This window comes from Pseudoalteromonas luteoviolacea (assembly GCF_018100925.1).
Lineage (GTDB): Bacteria > Pseudomonadota > Gammaproteobacteria > Enterobacterales > Alteromonadaceae > Pseudoalteromonas > Pseudoalteromonas obscura.
Genome location: NZ_JAGJEH010000067.1, coordinates 1 through 428, shown reverse-complemented (window position 1 = coordinate 428; position 428 = coordinate 1). Strand labels below are relative to the sequence as shown.

Below are 428 nucleotides of genomic sequence, written 5' to 3'. Positions count from 1 at the left end.
GGTCGCAGAAGGCCGTGATTTTGAAGTGACAGCTTTCTCTCACTTTGCTGGAAAAGTGATTGTTTCGACAGATATTGGCGCATTTGCCATAGACACTGAAAAGCGCAGTGTAGGCAAGCTCTATGGCGGGTATGTAATTAATGCGTCCGTTATTGCTGAGTCTTTGTATCTGGCGACAAACGAAGACGCCGTGGTTAAATTTAATTCCAAATTGCAGTATGAAGAATTTAATAACAATTCCATGCTATCAAGCCATGAGATTCTTGGTGTAACAGAGATTGGTGGTGAGCTATACATTAGCACTGCTGGTGGTCTTGATAGAATCGACTCTCCAAGGTCAGTTTATAGAGAATACCAGGGAACTTCTAAAGTTGCTGATGTTGCAACCCTAGACGGTGTGCTGTTTATGGCGACTTACGGAGAAGGCC

Annotated in this window: 1 protein-coding gene; it reads left to right on the top strand. The window is 43.7% G+C overall.

The window, feature by feature from the left end:
• Positions 1-428, top strand: a 428-nt coding sequence (locus J8M00_RS28085; protein WP_211013656.1) for a hypothetical protein, incomplete at both ends; no start/stop codon positions are given.